This is a genomic window from Burkholderia sp. WP9 (assembly GCF_900104795.1).
GTDB lineage: Bacteria > Pseudomonadota > Gammaproteobacteria > Burkholderiales > Burkholderiaceae > Paraburkholderia.
Genome location: NZ_FNTG01000002.1, coordinates 47,777 through 66,827 on the forward strand (window position 1 = coordinate 47,777; position 19,051 = coordinate 66,827).

General features: G+C 60.9%; 14 protein-coding genes and 3 pseudogenes. 5 read left to right on the plus strand and 12 right to left on the minus strand.

Annotated features, from left to right (window positions below; all coding sequences use genetic code 11):
• Positions 1–39 precede the first annotated feature (39 nt).
• Both BLW71_RS42955 and BLW71_RS21535 read left to right on the plus strand, forming a co-directional pair.
• Positions 40–169: pseudogene (locus tag BLW71_RS42955) on the plus strand (hypothetical protein); the annotation flags it as partial.
• Positions 170–264: 95 nt separating this feature from the next.
• Positions 265–1,023, plus strand: a pseudogene (locus tag BLW71_RS21535) (proline dehydrogenase family protein); the annotation flags it as partial.
• Here BLW71_RS21535 and BLW71_RS42790 read toward each other — a convergent pair.
• Complete coding sequence (locus tag BLW71_RS42790) at positions 1,013–1,555, minus strand: hypothetical protein (RefSeq protein WP_143048385.1); 543 nt, start codon at positions 1,553–1,555, stop codon at positions 1,013–1,015. The pseudogene BLW71_RS21535 and the gene BLW71_RS42790 overlap by 11 nt on opposite strands.
• A gap of 57 nt (positions 1,556–1,612) precedes the next feature.
• On the opposite strand from BLW71_RS42790, the gene BLW71_RS42330 reads away from it, so the two are divergent.
• On the plus strand, positions 1,613–5,542 hold the full coding sequence (locus BLW71_RS42330; protein WP_353615892.1) for a beta strand repeat-containing protein: 3,930 nt from the start codon (positions 1,613–1,615) through the stop codon (positions 5,540–5,542).
• Here BLW71_RS42330 and BLW71_RS21545 read toward each other — a convergent pair.
• From BLW71_RS21545 to BLW71_RS21595, 11 genes and pseudogenes are all read right to left on the minus strand, one after another.
• Positions 5,481–5,948, minus strand: a pseudogene (locus tag BLW71_RS21545) (IS110 family RNA-guided transposase); the annotation flags it as partial. The gene BLW71_RS42330 and the pseudogene BLW71_RS21545 overlap by 62 nt on opposite strands.
• A 493-nt stretch (positions 5,949–6,441) precedes the next feature.
• Complete coding sequence (locus BLW71_RS21550) at positions 6,442–7,986, minus strand: amidase (RefSeq protein WP_091801225.1); 1,545 nt, start codon at positions 7,984–7,986, stop codon at positions 6,442–6,444.
• Between the two features lie 28 nt (positions 7,987–8,014).
• The gene (locus tag BLW71_RS21555; RefSeq protein WP_091801228.1) at positions 8,015–8,779 is read right to left on the minus strand and encodes an SDR family NAD(P)-dependent oxidoreductase; all 765 of its coding nucleotides are present in this window, start codon (positions 8,777–8,779) and stop codon (positions 8,015–8,017) included.
• A 58-nt stretch (positions 8,780–8,837) separates the two neighbouring features.
• A complete protein-coding gene (locus BLW71_RS21560) occupies positions 8,838–9,488 on the minus strand; it encodes an ANTAR domain-containing response regulator (protein WP_091801231.1) in 651 nt (216 codons plus the stop codon).
• Position 9,489: 1 nt separating this feature from the next.
• Complete coding sequence (locus BLW71_RS21565; RefSeq protein WP_091808686.1) at positions 9,490–10,644, minus strand: transporter substrate-binding domain-containing protein; 1,155 nt, start codon at positions 10,642–10,644, stop codon at positions 9,490–9,492.
• 80 nt (positions 10,645–10,724) lie between these two features.
• Positions 10,725–11,711, minus strand: coding sequence for an acetamidase/formamidase family protein (locus BLW71_RS21570; protein WP_091801234.1), 987 nt, complete (start codon positions 11,709–11,711; stop codon positions 10,725–10,727).
• A 13-nt stretch (positions 11,712–11,724) separates the two neighbouring features.
• Complete coding sequence (locus BLW71_RS21575) at positions 11,725–12,432, minus strand: ABC transporter ATP-binding protein (RefSeq protein WP_091801237.1); 708 nt, start codon at positions 12,430–12,432, stop codon at positions 11,725–11,727.
• Positions 12,429–13,139, minus strand: a complete 711-nt coding sequence (locus BLW71_RS21580; RefSeq protein ID WP_091801240.1) for an ATP-binding cassette domain-containing protein — start codon at positions 13,137–13,139, stop codon at positions 12,429–12,431. The genes BLW71_RS21575 and BLW71_RS21580 overlap by 4 nt, the downstream gene beginning before the upstream one ends.
• Positions 13,136–14,197: an ABC transporter permease subunit gene (locus tag BLW71_RS21585; RefSeq protein ID WP_091808688.1), complete on the minus strand. Its 1,062-nt coding sequence runs from the start codon at positions 14,195–14,197 to the stop codon at positions 13,136–13,138. The genes BLW71_RS21580 and BLW71_RS21585 overlap by 4 nt, the downstream gene beginning before the upstream one ends.
• 18 nt (positions 14,198–14,215) lie before the next feature.
• Complete coding sequence (locus BLW71_RS21590) at positions 14,216–15,085, minus strand: ABC transporter permease subunit (RefSeq protein WP_091801243.1); 870 nt, start codon at positions 15,083–15,085, stop codon at positions 14,216–14,218.
• A gap of 66 nt (positions 15,086–15,151) precedes the next feature.
• The gene (locus tag BLW71_RS21595) at positions 15,152–16,387 is read right to left on the minus strand and encodes an urea ABC transporter substrate-binding protein (RefSeq protein ID WP_091801246.1); all 1,236 of its coding nucleotides are present in this window, start codon (positions 16,385–16,387) and stop codon (positions 15,152–15,154) included.
• A 724-nt stretch (positions 16,388–17,111) separates the two neighbouring features.
• Between BLW71_RS21595 and BLW71_RS21600 the strand changes: the two genes are divergently transcribed.
• Both BLW71_RS21600 and BLW71_RS21605 read left to right on the plus strand, forming a co-directional pair.
• Positions 17,112–18,320: an MFS transporter gene (locus tag BLW71_RS21600; protein ID WP_091801249.1), complete on the plus strand. Its 1,209-nt coding sequence runs from the start codon at positions 17,112–17,114 to the stop codon at positions 18,318–18,320.
• Between the two features lie 208 nt (positions 18,321–18,528).
• Positions 18,529–19,008: a CreA family protein gene (locus tag BLW71_RS21605; protein WP_091801251.1), complete on the plus strand. Its 480-nt coding sequence runs from the start codon at positions 18,529–18,531 to the stop codon at positions 19,006–19,008.
• Positions 19,009–19,051: the final 43 nt, after the last annotated feature.

The window sequence follows — 19,051 nt, forward strand, 5'->3', positions numbered from 1 at the left end:
CTTATCAGTAACTCCAATATTTGAAACGACGTGGATCACATGGCAAGCACTACCCTAGGCGTCAAGGTAAACGAAGGCCTGCGCGCGAGATTGAAGATAGCGGCCGCGCAACTCGACCGGACGCCACACTGGCTTATCAAGCAAGCGATCTTCACGTATCTAGACAGCGTCGAGGAAGCAAGTCCGCCGCCAGAGAAGCTCGACACGAATGGCTCAGACGCATTGACAGTCGATCCGACACCCGAGTCATCGGTGAGTCAGCCTGTACATCCGTTTCTGGAGCTGGCCCAGAATGTTCAACCGCAATCGGTGCTGCGCGCCGCGATCACGGCGGCGTACCGTCGTCCGGAACCGGAATGCCTGCCGTTCCTGCTCGGTCAGGCGCGCTTGCCGGCCAACCTCGCGGGCGACGTGCAGGCCATGGCCGGCAAGCTCGTCGAAACGCTGCGCAGCAAGAGTAAGGGCGGTGGCGTCGAAGGTCTGATCCACGAGTTCTCGCTGTCGAGCCAGGAAGGCGTGGCGCTGATGTGTCTCGCTGAAGCGCTGCTGCGCATTCCCGATCGCGCCACGCGCGACGCGCTGATCCGCGACAAGATCAGCAAGGGCGACTGGAAATCGCACATGGGCCAGGCGCCGTCGATGTTCGTCAACGCCGCCACCTGGGGCTTGATGATCACCGGCAAGCTGGTGACGACCAATAGCGAGACGAGCCTCTCGTCGGCGCTCACGCGTCTGATCGGCAAGGGCGGCGAACCGCTGATCCGCAAGGGCGTGGACATGGCGATGCGCCTGATGGGCGAGCAGTTCGTCACGGGCGAGAACATCTCCGAGGCGCTCGCCAACAGCCGCAAATACGAAGCACGCGGCTTCCGCTACTCGTACGACATGCTCGGCGAAGCGGCCACCACCGAAGCCGACGCGCAGCGATACTACGCGTCGTACGAACAGGCGATCCACGCGATCGGCAAGGCCGCCGGCGGCCGTGGCATCTACGAAGGCCCGGGTATCTCGATCAAGCAATCTTGCTGTGACCGCGAATGGTAACGCTGGCGGCGGTGACGTAACGCTCGGCGGCACGGCTACGGCGCTCGGCACGCTGGTGCTGCAGGCGGCACGCGATGTCGGCGTGGGCGGTGCGATCAACGCAGGCGGCACGACGACGATCGATGCCGCGCGCAATATCACGCTCGCCGACGTTAACTCGGCAGGCGATCTGACGCTCACTGCGACCAGCGGCAACGCGAGTGCGGCGAATGTCACGACGCAAGGCAATCTGAATGCGAACGTGGGGCAGGCACTCACGTTCTCCGGCGCGACGACGGTGGGCGGCAACGCGCAACTGACGTCGGGCAGCGGCATGACGCTGACTGGCGGCATCGGTGCACAGAACACGGGCACGTTGACGGCTGGCGGTTCGATCAGCGCGGCGTCCGTTGCATTCGGCCAGCAGGCGACGTTGAACGCGGGCGGCAGCATCGGCGTGACCGGTGGTGTCGCAACCAATGGCGCGTTGAACGCGACGGTGGGCAATGATCTCTCGATGGGTTCCGCGCAAGCCGGCGGCGCAATCTCGCTGCAGGCACAAGGACACAACGGCGCAGGCGACGTGAAAGTGAGTGGCGCGCTTGCGTCCGGTGCGGCGGTCAATGTGACAGCAGCGCGCGATGCGACGATTGCCGGTGATGCTTCGGCGACCGGCAAGCTCACTGTGACGGCGGGCCGTAACCTGACGGCAAGCGGTACTGTCGGTGCGAATTCCGATGTGACGCTGACTGCGACGGGCGGCAATCTTGGCGTCGGCGGTACGGTGACGAGTCAGGGAAATTTGAAGACCACGTCCGGTGGCGCGCTGGTGCTCGATGGTGAACTCGTTAACGGCGACACGACGCTGAACTCGGGTGGCACCACGACGTTGGCGGGCTCGTTCCTCGGCCTCGGTCTCGCGACGATCAACGCGGGCGGTTCGGTGAACGGTGGCGGCTCGCTGACGTTCGGCAAGGACATCACGATCGGCGCGGGCAACGGCATCACGCTCGGCGGGATTCAGGGTGCGGGACTGTTTACGGCGACTTCAGTCGGCGATATGTCGTTTGGCGCGACGACGGCGGTGGGTAATGTCACGGCCAGGTCCACGAGTGGCAGTGTGAGTTTTGGTGGTGAACTGCAATCCGGCGGCAACGTGACGATCCAGGCCGCGCGCAACGCGACGGTGGCCGGCGCGGTGTCGTCGATGGGCACGGTGAATATCACGGGGACGCAGGGCAACGTGACCGTGGCCGGCGTATCGTCGAACGGCGATGCGACGATGAGCGCCGGGCAGATGCTCACGCTGGGCGGCACGAGCACGGTGGCGGGGCAGTTCACGTTGAGCGGCGGCAATGTCACGTTGACTGGCTCGCAAGGTGGCTCGAAGAACGTCTCGGTGACCGCGCAAGGAACGCTCGACGCGAGTCAGGCGTCGATGGTATCGACGGGGAACATGCAGTTCAGCGGTACAAATGTGACGCTGGGGACGGCGATTGTCGGTGGAGAGTTGACGGCATCGGCTTCGAATCAGCTATCGTTGGTGGGATCGGCGGTGGATGCGGTTGGGACCGCTACGCTGACCTCCGGGAATGGGTTTTATAACGCCAGTAATGTGTTGGCGGGCGGCAACCTGTTCGTGTCGGCGCCGAACGTGACGAACGCGTCGGGCGGAAAGCTCGCGTCAACCAGCACGACGACTATCAACGCGTCGAACTTCACGAACGCAGGTCTGGTAAATGGTGCGACGACTAACATCAATGTGGCGGCCGGACTGAGCGACGTGGGCGGTGCGCTGATGGGGGTCAATGCGCTAAGCGTCAATACGGACTCGTTGAATAATCAGAACGGCCTCATATTTTCGGGCAATGCCGGGACTACGAGTGGGCCCGCAGCCGGCAATCTGTCGCTGACCGTTAATGGCGGCGACGGAGCGTTCTACAACGCGGGTGGCCAGGTGCTCGCAATACAGAACGCCTCGGTGTCTGCAGCCAATATGTCGTTCGACGGGTCGATGCAGGGCACTATCAGCGCTGGGAACACGCTTTCGCTGACTGTCGGTTCAATGGCGATTTCGAGCAACTGGAACCTCACTGCTGGGAACGTAAGTATCAATGCGCTTCAGAGCTTCTCGAACTCGGCCGTGATGAATTCGACCGGCTCGTTGAGTATTTCGAGCAACGGCACGATTAACAACAGCGGACAGCTTATCAGCGGCGGCGACCTGGGACTTAACGGCAACCTGTCTAATGGCGCTGGTGCCGTGGCGCACGCCGGCAATAACCTCAATCTGACCGGAAGCGTGACGAATCGCGGCACGCTTGAAAGCTTGGGAGATTTGAATTTCACTGGCGGTGGCAACTATGACAATCAGTACGGCACGACCCATGCGAACGGCAATCTCTCACTGAATACAGGCGCGACTGTTTACAACACGGTCGGGACGATTTCCGCCGGCGGCAATATCAGCATGAACGCGGGCGCGGTGATCAATGACGCCCTGCAGGGCGCGACACAGACATCAACACAACTGGTTGGCGCCTCGGCAAACCCGGACCTCGTGAATCAGATCGTCGTCGGGATGCTTACTGGCTGGACTTGTCACAATAGCCAGGGTGATTGCTATCTGAGCCAGTCTTCGTCGACGGCGACGATCTCTACACTGCTGCCGAACCTGAGTGGTGGATACGTCGACGTTCGAAGCGGTGGAAGCACGTGCTACGGTGACGCTAGTGCCTGTCAGTATCTGGAAGTTGGCAACTCTGAATCCGGACAACATCAGTACATTGCCCTGCCGGGGATCGACCGGACTACTACGGCGCCCGGCTCGGTGTCACCTGGCGTGATCGCCGCTGGCGGCAGCGTGAATATCACGGCAGGCACGCTGTCGAATGCCGGCAGCACGATCTCCGCAGGACTCGACGTCAATTTGAACCTGCAGTCGCTCAACAACGCACCGGTAAGCAATGCCACCGCGACGATTGTAGATACGGTCGACAAGGCCCAGCTCGATGCGTTCATGGCGCAGATGAATGCGCTGGGTCTCGTAGGAATTTATGGGACGGTGAGTGTCGGCATTTCTGGACCGGTGGTGCCGGAGTCGACGGTCTCGTTCAATCCGGGCGCTAACGTGCCTCCGAGCTCGACCAGCACGACCACGACGTTTGGATCGCAAGGGCAGATCGTAGCCGGCCGGAACATGACCTTGTCGGGTGGAAATCTCGTTAACGGTGGATTGCTCTACGCCGGCAACAATTTCAACGCCAGCGGGGCACAATCGTTTAGCAACCAGGGGCAATACAATTCGGTCACGACGACGCAGCCCAGCAATGCCATGCAGGGTGGCAATCCCAACACAACCACGTTCTCATATGCACAGCAGAGTGCCACAGTGTTCGCAGGCAATGACCTTGTCATTGCCGCTGGGCAGATCAACAACACGTATGGCAGTCTCCTTGCAGGCCACAACATCGTCATTGGTGGGGTAGGCACCACAGCGGGTTCGACTACTCCGGCCGGCAGCCTGAATAACACTTCAGGCAACATCGTCGCGGGCAACGACATCACGCTCAATGTATCGGGTGCAATTACAAATAGTCTGCCACCGCCCGTACCCGTTCATCAGAATTACGGCACAACGGAGCAGTACAGTGGCTGCATGACGGCCGGTGGATACAAGGAAAGCTACTGCGAAGGCTATGTCGACCAGCAAACAGGAAACTCGTCGGTCATCAGCGCCGGAAACAACCTGCAGATCAACGCAGGTAGCCTGACCAACATCGGTAGCCTGATCGCGGCCGGCACGAGCGCGTCGATCAACGTTGCAGGCCCAGTCGTGAACGAGGCCCAGACACTGAACGCCTACTGGCACTCGCACTGGGTGCAGGAAACAGGCGACTTCAGTCCGGACAAGCGTCACGACGTCTGGGCTTGCGGCTCTGTAGCCGAATGCACGGCGCTGTACGGGAAGGCGTATTCGAGCGCCGGGGGAACGATAGATCCGCCGACGCCGGTGGGTAACATCGCCGCGACGATCCAGGCCCCGAATCTGTCGATTACGGCGAACGGGGAGATTCAGAACGTCGGTAACGTGATCGGGACGTCCGTCTCATTGACCGGGCAGAAGCTCATCAACGGCATCACCACGGCGAACACCTACACACCGCGTGTGAATGCGCCGTCTCAGGTTATTTCATTAAGCATGGTAAATCTGCCCGGGCTGAAGCTGTCGACGCCAAGCTCGGTAGGAGTGCCTCTGCCGACACCGGTGGCTGGCAAGGCATCATACGTTACCGGCTCGCTGGACGGTTCGGCGCTGGGTTCGGTGGGGCCGCAAAACCTGCTAAAAAATCTGCCGCCGAGCCTGCAACCGTCCTCGACGCTGTTCTATTACGACCCGCAGGCGGAAGATCTGATGCTGCAGCAAGCCGCGCTGCAGCAGACCGGGCAGGCGAGCTTTGTGAGCGGGCTGACGGCAGGATCACGCCGAACTCGTAGAGCAGACCGCGCATCTGGTTGACCTGCATGACGCGGAACCGTACCAGTTGCTGCCGCATCCGGTGAAGCGCGAGCATCGCCTGCTGATCTTCGGTCTTGACGGCCACGAACCGCATGCCCGGACGCTGCGCAGCTTCCCAGATTGCCGCCGCGTCCGCGGCATCGTTCTTGTTCGACTTGACGAATGGCCGCACGAACTGCGCTGCAATGAGCCGCACATCGTGGCCAAGCCGAGCCAGTTGCCTTGCCCAATGATGAGCGCTGCCACAGGCTTCCATCACGACACGGGATACAGGCCGGTTGGCAAAGAACGGTAGTAGCTGCGCGCGTTTGAGAGCCTTGTTGTGGATTGCGCCGGTGTCAGAATCAACGAAATGGACCTGGAAGACGCGCGTCGCCAGATCGATGGCAATGATCGTGGGTTCCATCAGATTCTCCTTGACGGCAGGACTGCCGGACCTGCAATGTCGCACGTTCTGGAAGCGAGACCGCGGCGCCGGACAGACCGTTAAGGCGGGAGGCGACCATTCCATCTAATGAGCCAGAACCGGACATTACTAAAAAGCCCTGACATACAAATGGGTGATAATTTATATTATGTAAACTTATCAATTACCCGTTGACTGTTCACTTCGGCCCGGCACTCGATCGGCCATATGGGCTTCGTCCGGCGAGCCAGTCACCTCCAAGAAAGCTGCGCCGTTCTACCACCACATCAGCGCGATATCCCGTGAAGCCCGTCGTCAGCAAATCGCCCTCGCCGCATCAACGAGAGCTCGTGAAAGTGGACGATTCCATGCGAGCTCGCGACCTGAAGCCGTCACAGCCGCCGGTTAACCGGGGCCGGTCAGGAGATCGGACCGCCCCGTAGATTCGCCGTGGGTGAGATGCGAATGACCCTGGCGCGTGACGTCATCGTGATCAACGCTCGTCGCGTTGCCGATCCGAGCGCGGAGTGAGGGCCGTATAAGCATACGCAAACCCTAACAACGCCCCCTCATCCCATTGCCGCCCCACAAAAATCAACCCAAATGGCGCACCCGACGCATAAAACCCCGCAGGCACCGCAATCCCCGGCAAGCCCGCAATATTGATCTCGCCTACCGTCGTCTCCTGAATGACATCCTGACCGTGAAGCGGAGGCAGTTCACCTCGCATCTGCGGAAACACCAGTGCATCGAGCTGTTGCGCATCCATCACCGCATTGAAAATCCGCAGATAGCGCGCCTTCACTTCGACAAACTCAGGCATCTCCGGCGGCACCGATGGATCAGCCAGCGCGGCCGTGAAATCCGCGAGACTATGCAGATATCGCAGGATCCCCTGCGCCCCAAAAGCATCGTCATCTTTCGTCGCCGCAGCGAATTCCGCGAAGGTCTTGAGCGACGCATGCTTGCCGAGCCGCTGAAGATACTTTTCCAGATCGTACGGAATCGACTCCAGACCGCGCGCATCGAAATGCGCCAGCGGCGGAGTCGGCTTCCTCAGTTCGGCGAACCCCGAGCCCGCGAACGGATCGTCGACAAGAATCGCACCCAGACCGACAAGTTCGTCCTTCACCCGCTCATACAGCGCGCCAGCTTCATCGGACAAAGGCTGATTGCGCCAGCCCGGGCCATACAGGCCGATGCGCTTGCCGTTCAGCGCTTTCGGGTCCAGCGCCGCGGTATAACCGCCTTCCGGTTGCCGGCCGACGCTCGCGAGTGTCTTCGGGTCTTCGCTCGAATAGCCCGCGAGCACGTCGAGGCACAGCGCGGCATCCCACACGTTTCGTGCAATGGGTCCCACCACATCGCGATTACCCGACAGCGGTACCACGCCCGCATTCGGCACCAACCCGATAGTCGGTTTGATTCCGACGAGGTTCTGCGCCGATGCGGGGTTCTGAATCGATCCGCCGGTCTCTTCCGCCAGGCCGAGTACGGCCATGCACGACGCCACCGCCGATGCCGTGCCCGCACTGCTGCCGCCCGGCACCCGATCGGGCATCACGACATTGATCGTGGGGCCCGCCCAGCTATCGTTCGCATGCGAGCCGGTGTGGCTCAGGATCGGCACGTTCGTTTTGCCGAGCAGAATCGCACCCGCGCGGCGCATCCGTGCGACGACCGGCGCATCACGCTCTGGCATCAGGTCGACGCCGCCTCTCTTGCTGTACAACTTCGCCCATCCCGCGGTAGTCGGAAAGCCGACCATGTCCATAGGATCCTTGATGACGACCGGCACGCCGGCAAGCGGACCCAGCGGTTCGCCGGCAGCGCGCCGTTCGTCGATCCGGCGCGCGTCGTCGATAGCCGCCGGGTTCAGGAAAATCACTGCGTTGTACTTGCCGTTGTCGCGCTCGATTCTGTCGAAACAGGCGCGCGCCAGCTGCTCGGCCGTGAATGTGCCCGCCTTGAAACCCGCCTGCACGGCCTCGACCGTCAGGGCGTCCAGATCGATATCCATCGCACTGCCTCGTTCCATTCCATGCTCCTGTTGATTTGACCGCGTGTCAGAGCTGCACGCCGCGCGTGAGTGCTCCATCGACGACGAAGTTCGTCCCGCTCACAAAGCTCGCCACCGGACTCGCGATGAACGCCACCGCGTTAGCGATTTCCTGCGGGCGCCCCATGCGCCCAGTCGGATTCAATGCGAGTGCGCGTTCGAATAGCGCCGCGTCGTTATGCTCGATCCAGTCCCACACGCCGCCCTCGAAATACACATTCCCGGGCGAAACCGTGTTCGCGCGAATGCCCTTCGACGCGAGCTGGTTCGCGAGCCCCTGCATGTAATGAACGAGCGCGGCCTTGAACACACCATAAGGACCCGCGGCGAAATCGATCTCGCGTCCCGAGACGCTCGATATAGCGACGATCGACGCGGCCCGGCTCGCTTCGAGATACGGCATCGCCGCATCGACGAGATTGACGGTGCCGAGCAGATCGGTTTCGAATTCCTTGCGCCACGATTCAATGTCGTTGCCGATTGCGAGCGCGCTCACATTCGCCACGACGATGTCGAGGCCGCCCCACTCCGAGCCGATACGCTCGACCCACGCTTTCAGCGCGGCACCATCCGATACATCGACTGCCGCGCCCGATGCGCGCGCGCCGCTCAGTTCGGCGAGCGCGCTAACGGTCGCCTCGACGGCAGCCTGATCGCGTGCGCAAATGGCGACCTCGGCACCTTCTGCTGCGAGCGTGCGTGCAATGGCGAGCCCTATGCCCTTGGTGCCGCCGGTCACGATCGCCTTCAAACCCTTCAGTTGCAGATCCATGTTCGAAGCTCCTGTGCAGGTGTTTGCGTGTCCGTTAATCGATCGAGCGACAGCGCGCTCACTCTTTATCGCGCCCCTCGTCTGACGTCATGCCGCGAGAAATCTGCAGCACTTCGCCTGCCTGAATGACGGAGTGACAGATGTCGTCGATAGTTATGCGCTTCTCCATCGCCTGCGCGCGCAGCATGTCGTACGCTTCGCGTTCGCTCACGCGATGCATGGTCATCAGAATTTTTTTCGCTTCCTGCAAATGCCGGCTGTCGAGCAGCTTCTGTTCCAACTTGGCGATACGCTGCGCGTGCTGGCGCGAACGCTTTGCGTGATATAGCGCCATCACCACCGTGGACAGCAATCCCGAAGCGCGCACCGGTGTCGTTACGATGCCATCCGCGCCGAGCTTGATCGCCTGATCGATGAAGGTCGGATTCTCGTAGGCCACCACACAGATCACGGGCGGCGCATCCGGTCCCGACCATTCGCCCTTCGGCGCGCGCTCGTCAGGCCGCAATGCACGGAACACGAGGTCGACGCGCTCCGGCAGCGTGTCCACGGGCGGCCAGCATCGCTCGACCTGAAAGCCCATGCGCCGAAGGTGGTTCGTGAGCGTCACCCCGTCGTCGTCGTCGGGATGAAAAACGACCACGCGCGCATTGCGCTCGAGGATCGAACTCGTGAGGCTGCGTTGGCCTCTGTCCGGGCGCGCGCTCACGTCAGTAGTCCCGCGTGCTCAATTTCGTGACCCAGTCCCCGAGCGTCTGACGCGTCATGTAGGGATCCGGGCCGACGGCGAACTTCGATTCGCGCAGGATAGTGAACTGGCCATCGGCATTGACGCGGCCAATGCGCGGATAAAGAGCCATGTGATGATTGACCGGATCGATGCGCACCCGGCCTTGCGGCGCGGTGAACTCCGAGCCGAGCAGATGCGGCATGATGGTGCCGAGCTCATCCGAGCCGGCACGCGCGAACGCTTCCGCGAACATATGCATCTGATAGTAGGCGGCTTCCCAGTTCATGTCGGTTGGCGTGTGCGCGCCGAAGCGCGCCTGATGATGTCGCACGGCGCGATGATTCTCCGGCGTATCGATGCTCTGAAAATAAGGCGCAGCCGTGAAATGCCCTGTCGCGATGCCGCGTTCCATTGCGTGAATCTCGGTCTCGGAGGTGTTGAGGCTGCCGATCGGCATGCTGGCCGGATCGAGGTCCGCGCGCGCATAAGCCTCGTAGAGATAAGGCACCGTCTCTCCGATCACCGTGCAGAAGATCCAGTCCGGCGACTTCCGCCCGATATCCGCGACCACCTGGTCGAACTGGTCGCGCGTGGCATCGAGCGACAGATAGCGCTCGCCGAGGATCGCGCCTTCGGGATGCTGCAGCAGCAATTCCTGCATCGTCCGGTTGCATTCGTACGGATAGACATAGCTCGAACCGACAAAGTACACGCGCGCGCCGAACGTCTCCGTCATGAAGTCGGCGAGTTGCACACCGTTCTGGTTGGGCGACGCGCCGCTGTAGATGATGTTGTCCGAATACTCGAAACCTTCGTACATCTGCGCGTAGATCAGCAGCCGGTTGTGCTTCTCGACGACGGGCAGCATCGCCTTGCGGCTGGTCGACGTATAGCCGCCGAAAATGGTATTGACGCCGTCCTTCACGATAAGCCGCTCCGCCAGTTCCCGAAACGCGGCCGGATCGGAGCCGGGATCGTAGTGAAGCGCGACGAGTTCGCGTCCGCCTATGCCGCCGCGCGCGTTGATCTCCTCGACGGCGAGGCACGCGCCGCGCCATTGAGACTGTTCGAGCAACGCGGTCGAGCCGGTCGTCGAGCTAAGCAGGCCCACACGGATGGGATCGGATAATGCCATTTCTTGACGTGCTCTCGGATGCGCGCGGCGCATAAGCTCCGCGCTTTGGTCGTCTTACTTCGATTCTTCCGGTTGATACGTTACTTCAGGTAGTGCTTGGCGACCATCGCGCCGACCGTATATTTTGGGTCGACAAAATTACCGAGACGTACCTTGCCGACCTGGCTCAGCATCATGTACGCATCCCACTTGTCAAAGCCATACTCCGCCGCCATCCACAGCACGAGTTCGCGATAGGCGATGCGCGTTGCGTCCTCCAGCGGCCGCGCGCTGCCGATGCTCATCAGCGCGTCCTCGTTTTCCAGGCGCGGCCAGTCGATCTGCCACTTCTTGATGAGATCGACGCGCACGGTCGTCGTGCTCTGATACTCGACGGCCGTGCCGCACACTTCGCCGTCGCCCTGACAGGCGTGCGCGTCGCCGATGAATAGCCGCCCGCCCGGAGAGCGCACCGGCAGATACGTGATGCTGCCCGGCCCCATGTCAGGCACGTCCATATTGCCACCGTGATTGTCGGGCGTGAGCGAATTGATCGAATCGATTTCGGGAGAAAGACTCAGCGTGCCGATATGCGGTTTGTACGGCAGCGTATTGCGTTTGCTCCAGTACACGTTCTCTTCGTCGATCTTTATCTTACGTACGATTTCCGGCAACGGCTCGTTGAGCAGCGCCGTGTAATCCGTGCCGGTCAGCGCGCCGAAGTTCGGGATCATGCAGCAGAAGCCGTGCGGATCGTCGCCGCGCGGCGCCATCTTCTCGATATATACCGCGACCACGTCGCCCTTCTCCGCGCCTTCGATCATGATCGGCCCATTCTGCGGATTGAGAAAAGGCACCTGTAGCACCTGCGAGGGCTTGTCGGTCTCTTCCCTGATCTTGCCTTCGAAGGCGTCGCGCGTTTCCACCACCACGCGATCCCCCGGCTTGACGTGCAGAACAGGCTGCGAATAAGGGCCGATCGTGTAGTGATAGGTCTTTTGCATCTCCTCGGTGAGATGATGCTCCACCGGCTCGCGATCGGCGCCGACACCGCGCTTCATCATGATCGAGTCTTCAAGCCATTTCATGTTCCGCTCTCCGTCACAGTGCCAGATACTGGCGAATCAATTGTTCGTCGCCGAGTTGTTCGGGGCTCAATGTCTCGACGATACGGCCCTTGTCCATCACACAGCAGCGATTCGCGATACGCTCGACCATGCCCATATCCTGTTCGACCAGCACCACGCCGATACCCGTGTCGTGCGCGATATGCTGCAGCGTGTCGCCGATCAGATCGACGATGGAAGGTTGAATGCCTTCGGACGGCTCGTCGAGCAACAGCACCTTCGGCGCGCTGATCAGGGCGCGGGCAATCGCCAGCTGCTGCTGTTCGCCCCCGCTCATGGTTCCCGCCTTCTGCGTATAGCGTTTCTTCAAAATCGGAAAATAGCCGACGACTTTCTCTTTCATGCCCGCGGCGCGCGCCCGATTCGCCTGCGCGCCGACCTGCAGATTCTCGGCAACGGTCAGCGCGCCGAATATCTCGCGCCCTTGCGGCACATAGCCCATACCGCTCTGCGCCCGGGCATACGGCTTGTCGTGGCCGATCGCATTGCCTTCGAGTCTGATTTCGCCGGCATCGAGCCTGACAAGACCAATCAGCGCGCGCATCAACGTCGTCTTGCCGACCCCGTTGCGCCCGATGAGGGCCAGCACCTCGCCTCGCCCGACGCCGAACGACACGCCGTTGAGCACACGTCCGCCGCCATATCCCGCTTCGACGTTCGACACCTCCAGCAACGCGCTCATTTCTTCTTCCCCAGATAGACTTCCGCGACGTCGTCGCGCGCGAGGATCTCGTCGAGTGGCCCGTCGGCGAGCAGACTGCCGCCGTGCAGCACCGTGACGCGCGAGGCGATCTGCTTGACAAACGTCATGTCGTGCTCGACCACCATCATCGTGAGGCCGCCTGCCGACAGCCGCTTGATGAGTTCGCCGGTTGCATGCGTCTCTTCCACCGACATGCCCGCCACCGGCTCATCGAGAAACAGCAGCTTCGGCCGCAACGACACGGCCATCGCGATTTCGAGCCATTGCTTCTTGCCGTGCGACAGGTTGCGCGCGAGCATGTGCTCTTCGTTCTCCAGCATGAAGCGCCGCAGCAGTTCGTCGAGACTCTCGGGCCGGTCGTCCTTCGCGCGATGCAGCGACAGTTGCAAATGCTGACGCACGCTCAGATCGGGAAACACGCCGGGAATCTGGAACTTGATACTCATGCCCATCCGGATGCGCTCGTGTGGAAGCACATGGCTCATGTCCTTACCGAGAAACATCACGCTGCCTTCGGAAGGACGATGCTCGCCCGTGATGAGCTTGAAGAACGTGCTCTTGCCCGCGCCGTTCGGCCCGATCACGCAGCGAATCTCGTTCGCCTCGATACGGAAGTCGATGCCATTGATCACATGCGCGCCGCCAAAATGCTTCTTGAGCCCGCGCGTTTCGAGCAGCGTGGTCATGATTTGCCCTCCTCTCGCTTCAGACATGCGCCGGCGTGGCGCGAAGCGCCGCCCGTGCGGCTCGACAGACGCCCCAGATGCCGCGCGACAAACGGCAGCAGACCTTCTGGCGCGGCCAGCACGACGATCAGCAGAATCGCACCGAGCAGGATCAGCGCGTACTGGCTGCCATATACCGCGAGATTCTGCGAGAGCCACACGAGCAAGGCGGTGCCGATGATCGTTCCTCCAATGCTCTTTCTTCCCGACGTTGCGACCCAGATCACCGGCATCGCGGCAGCGGTGAGGCCCATTGTCGACGGCGTGATGTAGGAACCCCAGATCGTGTACAACGCACCCGACAATCCGCCCAGCGCGCAACCGAGCACGAACACCATCAGTTGATGACGGCGGATATCGACGCCGAGCATCTCCGCGCGCTGCGGATTCTCCCGGATAGCGATGAGGGTCAAACCGAAGGTGCCGTCGAGCAGCCTGCGCATGATCGCGTAGACCGCGATCAGCAGAAGCAGCACGAGGTAGTAGAAGCTCACGTTCTCCAGCGTGAGCGGGCCGCCCGGCCACGGAATGGTCAATTGCGGCATGCCGCCCATGCCGTTGTAGCCGTTCAGCCGCGCCTCGCCGATCGCCCATTGCGGCCCTGCTGTCTGCGACATGAAGGTTTCGAGCACGAGCGTCACCGACAACGTGACGATGCCGATGAACACGCCCTTGATGCGCCCATAGAAAATCATGTAGCCGATCAACGCAGCGACGACGATGCTCACCACGATGCCCGCGCCGAGCCCGAGCCACGACTCGAACCACGTGTCGCCATAGTTGAGCGTGAAGATACCGTAGGTGTAGCCCGACAACCCAAAGAACGCGGTCTGCCCGAACGACAGGATGCCGCCGTAGCCCCACATCGCGGCGAGCCCGAGCGCGCTGAACGCCCACAGCAGACAGTAGGCGAGATTGCCGCTGGTGTTCGCATCGACCACGAGCGGCAGACATAGCGCCACGAGCCACGGCACCGTATGCAACGCGCGCGTTGCGGCGCTGGTCGAAGGCCCTTTCATTTGCGTCACGTCTGCCTCCTAGCGCAAGCGGGTGAAGAGATTGCCGAGCCCTTGCGGCATCAGCCGGATCACGACGATAACGGTCACCAGCAGACCGATTTGTCCGAACAGCTGCCCGTAGGACGCCGTCAGCGCGGTCTGGATGATCGCGAGCACGCCGGCCGCCGGTGTGGTGCCCGCGATCACGTTGGCACCACCAACCACTACCGACACGAAGGCCTGCACGATGAAATTGCTGCCCATGGTCGGCACCGCCGTCATGGTCGGCGCGTAGAGCGCGCCGGTGAGGCCCGCAAGGCCCGCGCCCAGCGCGAAGGTCAGCGTATAGAGCCGGTCGGTGCGCAGACCGAGGCATTGCGCGATATTCGCGTTCTGGATCGTGGCGCGCGCGCAGACGCCGTAATTGGTTTTGAAGAACAGCAGGTAGAGGCCGAACAGGATGGCGAGCGCGATACCGGGCAGCACGGCACGATACGTCGAGAACGAATACTCGCCAAGCGAAAACGAGCCGAACGGCGTGCCGATCCCTTCGATCGACGGACCTGCGACCAGCAGCATGGTCTGCTGCACGATCAGGCTGATTGCCCATGTTGCCACGACGGAGTCGAACAGACGGTCATAGAGATGGCGAATCACCAGCCGTTCGATGATGACGCCCGCGAGCGCCGCCGTAAGCGCGCCGGACAGCATCGCGAGCGGCAGCGGCGCACCGTGCTTCGCCGAGATGATGGTCACGTACGCGCCGCACATGATGAACTCGCCATGCGCGAGATTGATGACCCCCATCATGCCGAAAATTACCGCGAGTCCGAGCGCCGCGAGCACCAGATAGGCGAAGTTGTCGCCGAACTGATAGATGAGCGAATAGAGAACCGACAAAGTGGCCATACGTGCTCCACGTTCAGGAGGCCGGTGCGCGCGAGCATGCTGCTTTTCCCGCGCGCCGGCTTCGGATCAGGACTTCTTGGGCAGGTTCGACGGCGTGTATTGACGATGATCCGGCCGGTTCGGCAGATCGCAGCCGACCTTGCCGAGCCAGTAGGGCTGCACGTCTTCCCAGACCTTCGGAATCTCGACCGAGTGGTCCTCTTTCACGTGCACCAGATAAATCGTGTGACTCGCGTGATGGCTCTTCGGATCGATGCAGACCTTGCCTTGCGCGCCGGTCGTGCAGATGTCGCCGCTTTCGAGCGCTTTGCGTACCGCGTCCTGATTCGTCGACTTCGCCTTTTCGACCGCGGCCTTGTAGAGGTAGAGGGCGTCGTAGGCGTTTGCTGCTTCCTGGTTGATGTACGGCTCATTCGGAAACTTCGCGTGGAAGCGCTTCTTGAAGTCGTTGCTGGCGGGCGAATCGACCTCTTCGACGTAGTTCGCCGTCACGTACATGTCCTTCAGCGCAGGCGGTTTGAAGCGCTTGTGCTCATAGGCCTGACCGACGTTCACCGAACTCGCCATCGGCAGATTCAGATGCGCCGACGCCTGCTGCTCGTAGTACGAAGACTGATTCGCGCCGACCAGCAGTGTGACCACGAAGTCGGGCTTCGCCTTCTGGATGTTCTGAATGGTCTGGCCGAACTGCGATACCGACAGAGGAATGAACTCCTCGCCGACCATCGTGCCGCCGTTTTCCTTGACGATGTTGCGTACCCACTCCGCCGAAATCTGCCCGAAGTTGTAGTCGGCCGCGATGGTGTATACCTTCTTGCCGTACTTCTGCATCATCCACGGAATGAGCGTCGAAAATTGTTGCTCGGGCACCGCGCCGGTAACGAAGGTGTTCGAATCGCAGACGCCGCCTTCGTACTGATTGTCGTACCAGTAGAGCTGATGCGCGCGGTCCATGATCGGGCGGATCGCCTCGCGCGATGCGCTGGAGAACGCGCCGAAAATTACATCCGGCTTGTCGGTCTGCACGAGCCGTCGGGCCAGTTCCTGAAACTTGGTGTTGTCCGACTGTGTGTCGTAAGCGATCAGCTTCACCGGGCGGCCGAGAATGCCGCCCTTCGCGTTGATCTCGTCGACGGCGAGTTCCGTGGCGTGAATCTTGGGAATCGTGGCCAGTGCGAAATTCCCCGAGGCGTCTTCGAGCAAGCCGATCTTTACGGGATCAGCGGCGCTCGAAGCGAGCGAAGTCAGTGCGAGTCCTGCGGTAAGGGCGAGACGCATCCAGCCCGACAGCTTCAGCAACATGCGGGTTCTCCAGAGATGGGCGCCAGACGTGAGCGCTGGAACAAGGAAAAAAACGGGCACAAAAAAAGCCCCCTGACGAACGGCGCGTTCGTCAGGGGGCTTCTGTGCCGGGTCCTCGGGCGGACATCTTTGTCGGGCCTCGAGGGAGTGACTTGAGTCTAAAACGCCATATTTTTATTTGTCAACTGCAGTCAAAAATTTTGAGGGGCCTTGCGAGAGGGGGCTGGGCGGGGGCAAGTCGATACCGGGTTCTCCGATTGGTGAAGCGTGGTGGAGTTAGCGGCGTTGTCCGACTGACCGACATTAAATGATGCTGTTACGGATGGCGCCGCCTGCTTTCTTCCTCAACTATTCGCTGACAGCGGTTGCAAACGTCTGCAGCCGGCGTCGACGAATGGGCACTTTCGACACTGAAGGGACGCCTGGATACGCGGCCGGGTGTCCGTTTGCGAGAGAACCTGGTCAAGACCGGGAATCATGGTTGCGGCTATCATCGCGATATGAACGGCAACCGTATAGCGGATCGCCTGCACGGTATTGGCGTAAATAGGGTCCCAGAGGGTTCGCAGACACGATCGGCGCGAAGTCTTCTGGCAAAAAGGTACGTTGCACGCAATTTCGGCGCCGCACAGCTGTGGACCAATTAATTGCTCCCACAACTTCGTCGATAAGGTGACGTGCAACCGTATCGACGTCGAAACCGTGAATTCCAGAATCGAGAAAAATGCAAAGCGACATCAAGCCTCGCCCCCGCACACTCAGTCAGATTCCCAAAGGTATCTGGTTGCTCGGCTTCGTCAGCATGTTCATGGACATCTCGTCGGAGATGATCCACAGCCTCCTTCCGATGTTCCTGGTGACGAGTCTAGGGGCAAGCGCCGTGATGGTTGGCCTCATTGAAGGCGTCGCCGAAGCGACCTCGCCCATCGTAAAAATCTTTTCCGGCGCGCTAAGCGACTACCTTGGCAACCGGAAATGGCTCGCTGTCATTGGTTACGGCATGGGCGCGCTGAGTAAGCCGCTATTTGCACTAGCACCGACAGCGGGAATTGTCCTGACAGCGCGAGTGGCAGACCGAATCGGCAAAGGCGTGCGAGGCGCGCCGCGCGATGCGCTCGTGGCCGATATCACTCCCCCGCACCTGCGCGGCGCTGCGTATGGCCTTCGCCAGTCGCTGGACACTGTCGGCGCGTTTTTGGGTCCGTTGCTCGCCGCCGGCTTGATGGTGCTTTGGGCAAACGACTTCCGCATGGTGTTCTGGGTGGCGGTCATTCCCGGCATCGTCGCAGTCGGATTGCTTGTGATTGGCGTTAGGGAACCTACGCATCGGTCAAGCGCGACGCGCGTCAATCCGTTGAAACTCGAAAACCTGAAGAAGCTGAGCGGGTCGTACTGGTGGGTGGTATTTGTCGGCGCGGTTTTCGCGATTGCTCGGTTCAGCGAAGCATTTCTCGTCCTGCGCGCGATGCAAGGGGGTATACCCGTGGCGCTAGTACCACTCGTCATGGTAGTTATGAACCTGGTGTATTCAGCGTCAGCTTACCCCTTTGGCAAGCTAGCCGACTCCATGAGCCACACCCGACTACTGGCCATTGGTCTCGTCGTACTGATTCTGTCGGATGTCGTGCTTGCGCACGGAAGTCACTGGCCAGTCGTGCTAACCGGCGTCGCTCTGTGGGGCTTGCATCTGGGCCTCACGCAAGGTTTGCTGGCGACCATGGTTGCGAAAGCTGCGCCGCCCGATCTGAAAGGGACAGCGTTTGGTTTCTTCAATCTCACTGGTGGATTGGCGACTCTTGTGGCAAGCCTCGTGGCCGGTGAGCTCTGGGACAGGTTGGGAGCAAGCGCAACATTTTATGCGGGAGCGGGATTCTGTATCGCGACGCTGATTGCGCTCTTTGTCATGACGCATTCTCCTTGGGATGAAACATGAACTGACACTGGACAAAAAATGTTCAGTCCGGTGCCGACAAGCGCCCCATCCGTACCAGGTACCCACTTTCAGAATGGCGCCAGGTGAACGCGCAGGCGTTGACCTGCGTCAAGTAGCTGAATTCCCGGTGAAATAGCCTGAATCAGCTATCCATCGCTGCGACGTTGCGCGATCGGCGATCTGACTACCGAATACCCGGAGGTGGATGATGATCAAGCTGGTTTCAGGGCGGGCAAGCATTCTGGGCGCACTACTGATATTTTCGTCTACCACTGCAGTGATAGCCAAAGAGCTGGCGACGATTGAAACACATAGCCAGCGATATGGTTCTCACATCGCCATTTCGGCTTACGACGATCCTCTCGTGAAAGGCGTGACATGCTATGTGTCAGAGTCGAATTCCGATGGCGCGCTGGGAAGTGGACGGATCAGTCATGGGGCTGATCTGACGGCATCCTGCCATCAGACAGGCAACATCCGGGTTGCCGAAGCTGTTCCCAGGCAAGCGCAGGTATTCACGACCGAAACAGACCCAAGTTTCGACTCGCTCCATATCATCCGCGTGCTGGACACCGAGCGGCACTCACTTGTCTACTTCACCTACTCTGAAAGCGAGGTTGCAGGGGATCTGCCGGGCCGCATCTACGTGATCAGGTTGCCGCCAGGCCCCCGGATGCCCACCAGATAGATAAGCTATCGCGCCTTCTATCCCCTGTCTCGCGGCCACGACT

Bases quoted from the DNA above. Each gene is read 5' to 3' on its own strand.
- BLW71_RS21550 (WP_091801225.1), bottom strand. From the start codon at position 7,986: ATGGAACGAGGCAGTGCGATGGATATCGATCTGGACGCCCTGACGGTC.
- BLW71_RS21555 (WP_091801228.1), bottom strand. From the start codon at position 8,779: ATGGATCTGCAACTGAAGGGTTTGAAGGCGATCGTGACCGGCGGCACC.
- BLW71_RS21565 (WP_091808686.1), bottom strand. From the start codon at position 10,644: ATGGCATTATCCGATCCCATCCGTGTGGGCCTGCTTAGCTCGACGACC.
- BLW71_RS21570 (WP_091801234.1), bottom strand. From the start codon at position 11,711: ATGAAATGGCTTGAAGACTCGATCATGATGAAGCGCGGTGTCGGCGCC.
- BLW71_RS21575 (WP_091801237.1), bottom strand. From the start codon at position 12,432: ATGAGCGCGTTGCTGGAGGTGTCGAACGTCGAAGCGGGATATGGCGGC.
- BLW71_RS21580 (WP_091801240.1), bottom strand. From the start codon at position 13,139: ATGACCACGCTGCTCGAAACGCGCGGGCTCAAGAAGCATTTTGGCGGC.
- BLW71_RS21585 (WP_091808688.1), bottom strand. From the start codon at position 14,197: ATGAAAGGGCCTTCGACCAGCGCCGCAACGCGCGCGTTGCATACGGTG.
- BLW71_RS21590 (WP_091801243.1), bottom strand. From the start codon at position 15,085: ATGGCCACTTTGTCGGTTCTCTATTCGCTCATCTATCAGTTCGGCGAC.
- BLW71_RS21595 (WP_091801246.1), bottom strand. From the start codon at position 16,387: ATGTTGCTGAAGCTGTCGGGCTGGATGCGTCTCGCCCTTACCGCAGGA.
- BLW71_RS21600 (WP_091801249.1), top strand. From the start codon at position 17,112: ATGCAAAGCGACATCAAGCCTCGCCCCCGCACACTCAGTCAGATTCCC.
- BLW71_RS21605 (WP_091801251.1), top strand. From the start codon at position 18,529: ATGATCAAGCTGGTTTCAGGGCGGGCAAGCATTCTGGGCGCACTACTG.